Genomic DNA, 3,684 nt, shown 5'->3' on the forward strand with positions numbered 1-3,684 from the left:
AGCTGGCACCTGGACATCGAAGAATTCCTGGAGCTGCGCAAGAACACCGGCGACGAACGCCGCCGCACCCACGACATGAACACCGCCAACTGGGTGCCGGACTTGCTGATTGAACGCATGCGCGAAGACCGGGACTGGACCCTGTTCTCCCCAAGCGATGCACCGGATCTGCATGATCTGTACGGCAACGCCTTCCGGGAACGCTACGAGCACTACGAGGCGCTGGCGGAGCAGGGCAAGATCAAACTGTTCAAGAAAATCCCCGCCAAACAGCTGTGGCGCAAAATGCTGACCGTGCTGTTTGAAACCGGCCACCCGTGGATTACCTTCAAAGATCCCTGCAACTTGCGTTCACCGCAGCAGCACCAGGGCGTGGTGCACAGCTCCAATCTGTGTACCGAAATCACCCTGAACACCAGCGCTGATGAAATCGCCGTGTGCAACCTGGGTTCCGTTAACCTGGCCGCCCACATCAAAGACGGCGAGCTGGACGTGCAGCGCCTGGAACGCACCGTAAACACCGCCGTGCGCATGCTCGATAACGTTATCGACATCAACTTCTACGCGGTACCCCAGGCAAGAAACTCCAACCTCAAACACCGCCCCGTAGGCCTGGGCCTGATGGGCTTTCAGGATGCGCTCTACCAACTGGGCCTGCCGTACACCAGCCCGGAAGCCATCGAGTTTGCTGACGTGGCCATGGAACAGCTCAGCTACTTTGCCCTGCGTGCCTCCGCCACCCTGGCTGGCGAACGCGGCGCTTATGACACCTACGAAGGCTCCCTGTGGCACCAGGGCATCCTGCCCATTGACTCCCTCAACCTGCTGAAAGACAACCGCCGGGAAGGGGACTTTTCCGTCAACACCAACAGCCGGCTGGACTGGACTCCGGTGCGCGAACTCATCGCCAAACATGGCATGCGCAACAGCAACGTGATGGCCATTGCGCCTACTGCGACCATCTCCAACATCGTGGGGGTGTCTCAGTCTATCGAGCCGGCGTACCAGAACCTGTTCGTCAAATCGAACCTGTCTGGTGAGTTCACCGTAGTCAATCCCTCCCTGGTGCGCGACCTCAAAGCCGAAGGCCTGTGGGACAACGTGATGGTCAACGACCTCAAATACTTCGACGGCAGCGTGCAACAGATTGACCGCATTCCCCAGGCACTGAAAGCCCGCTACGCCACCGCCTTTGAAATCGACGCCCGCTGGCTGGTAGAGGCCGCCGCCCGCCGCCAGAAGTGGCTGGACCAGGCCCAAAGCCTGAACCTGTACATGGCCGAACCCAACGGCAAAAAACTGGACGCCCTTTACCAACTGGCCTGGGAACGCGGTTTGAAAACCACCTATTACCTGCGCTCCCTGGGAGCCACCGGCGCCGAAAAAAGCGCCCCGGTGGCCGCGCCACAGCCGCAAGTGTGCAGCATCGACGAGCCAGACTGCGAAGCCTGTCAGTAATCGCTGACATACACCAAAACCGATAACTGCCAAGCCAGAAGAACCGGGCTGGCATCCCCTCCCGAAAATGTCTGTGGCCAAGGATGGCCACAGCCAAGCCCTACAGGGATGTATTCACGGGCGGTTTTCGGGAGGGGATACCAGACCGGTTCCACCACCAAACCTGGCAGGCTAAAAAATCAGAGGAATACTCAAATGCTTAATTGGGATGACGAAACAAAGCAGGAAACTCCGGTTGCCAAGACGAATGCTCCAGCGCCGGTGAACGTAGACGACAAGCGCGTGATCAACGGCAACACTGACATCAACCAGCTGGCACCGTTCAAGTACCCCTGGGCGTGGGAGTACTTCATGAACGCCAATAAAAACCACTGGACCCCGCTGGACGTCAACATGGCCCAGGACGTCCACGACTACCACCACCGCCTGACACCGGCGGAAAAGCACGTCTATGAAAACGTACTGGCCTACCTCACCACCTCCGACATCCTCGCCATGCGCAACATCGGCCTGGCGGTGATGGAAAAAATGAGCGCCCCGGAGCTGCAGATCTACCAGGCCCGTCAGGTCTACGAAGAAGCCCTGCACACCTGGACCTACCAGCACTGCATCGAAACACTGAACCTGGACCAGAGCGAAATCTACAACCGCTACCGCGTGGTTCCCCAGATCAACGGAAAAATCCAACTGGCCAACCGACGGCTGGATGCCGCCATGCGCTCAGACATGAACCTGCGCAACAAAGACGACCTGCAGGAATTCATCATGTCGTACCTGTTCTTCGCCGCCGTGTTTGAAGGCTGCTGGTTCTACAACGGCTTCAGCCCTATCTTCGCCTTGCAGCGCCGAGGTTTGATGCGCGGTACCGGTGAGCAGTTCCAGTACATCCTGCGGGACGAAGCCATGCACTTCTCCTTCGGCCTGAAAGTGGTCAACCAGATCCTGGAAGAAGAGAACATCACCTTTGATCCCAAAGCCGTACGCGACATGTGGAATGAATGCGAAGCCGCTGAAACCGCCTACGCCAACTACATCCTGCGCGACCCTATCCTGGGTTACTCGGCGGAATACCACATCGAACAGTTCCGCTTTGTGGCCAATCGCCGGGCCAGAACCGTCGGCCTGGAAGAGCCATTCCCGGGCGCCAAGAACGTGTCGCCCTGGCTGGACGAGCAGGCCACCATGCGCAAAGAGAAAAACTTCTTTGAAACCCGGGTGATCGAATACCAAACCGGCGCCCAGCTGGAGTGGTAACATAGGCCGCATGCCTAAAACGTACTACCGCCGGGGCCCGGAACACAGAGGCCGTGCCCCGGTGACTTTTCTGGATGTACGCCGCCGTTTTGAGTTTCGTACGGTGGAAATTGGCCGTTGGGTAACCGAACCGGAAAAACAGCGCAGCGCTGCCTTGTTCTACGATGCCCTGTGCGACCTGATGACCATCCTTGGCGGCACCGAAAGCCTGATTTCCCAGCGCGGCAGCCTGGCCCTGCAATATGGCATCGGCGGCCGGCCCGGCGTATCCGCCCACTACACCCCCGCCACCCGCAGCTTCGCCCTGGCCAAAAACGCCGGTCCCGGCAGCATTGCCCATGAATGGTTTCATGCCTTTGACCACTACATTGCTGACAAGCTTTTCCCCAGCGTTGGCAAAGGCGAGTTTGGCTCCTCACTCTGGTTAACCCGTGAAGACGCCATCGCCCACCCCCTGAACGAACGCCTGCAAGCCTGCTACCGCATCATCTTGCTGGACAGCGCAGGCGAGCAGCCAAGCGATCTGTTCCGGCAATCGGCAAAGGCCGACAAAGCCGCCGGTGTGCACTACTACAGCCGGCCAGAGGAGCTCTGTGCCAGAGCCTTCGAAGCCTTCGTTCAGGACGCCCCCGTAAAAAATGCCTTCTTGGTGCAAGGCACGAAAGACAGCGAAGAGGCCCAGTTGGGGCTTTATCCACAGGGGCCGCAGCGGGAAAGCATCAATCGGGCGTTTCTTGTTTACTTCCAATCCCTGGGGAGAGCATTGCAAAAAGCAGAAGCATGAAGGCCGGAGTTATACGAACGCGTTCGCAAAACTCCGGAAAATTGCATGGGAAATATATGTAACCTTCTGATATGGTTGAAAAGTAGGATTTTGATGGGCGAAATTATACGCCCTGGGATAGGGGCAGGGATGGCTAGAAAGAGGGCGTATAACTCCGGCGGTAGCCGTAGTGAAATGATTTTATCCTT

The 3,684-nt window shown here is 58.0% G+C and carries 3 protein-coding genes; all 3 read left to right on the forward strand.

Going from position 1 to position 3,684, the window contains the following annotated elements; all coding sequences use genetic code 11:
• Positions 1 to 1,458, forward strand: a 1,458-nt coding sequence (locus tag IBX51_RS14660) for a ribonucleoside-diphosphate reductase subunit alpha (RefSeq protein ID WP_291832050.1), incomplete at its 5' end; no start/stop codon positions are given.
• A gap of 195 nt (positions 1,459 to 1,653) precedes the next feature.
• Complete coding sequence (locus IBX51_RS14665; RefSeq protein WP_291832051.1) at positions 1,654 to 2,712, forward strand: ribonucleotide-diphosphate reductase subunit beta; 1,059 nt, start codon at positions 1,654 to 1,656, stop codon at positions 2,710 to 2,712.
• Between the two features lie 10 nt (positions 2,713 to 2,722).
• Complete coding sequence (locus IBX51_RS14670) at positions 2,723 to 3,496, forward strand: CLCA_X family protein (RefSeq protein ID WP_291832052.1); 774 nt, start codon at positions 2,723 to 2,725, stop codon at positions 3,494 to 3,496.
• Positions 3,497 to 3,684 lie beyond the last annotated feature (188 nt).

It is taken from the genome of Marinobacter sp. (assembly GCF_014859525.1).
Classification (GTDB): Bacteria; Pseudomonadota; Gammaproteobacteria; order Pseudomonadales; family Oleiphilaceae; genus Marinobacter.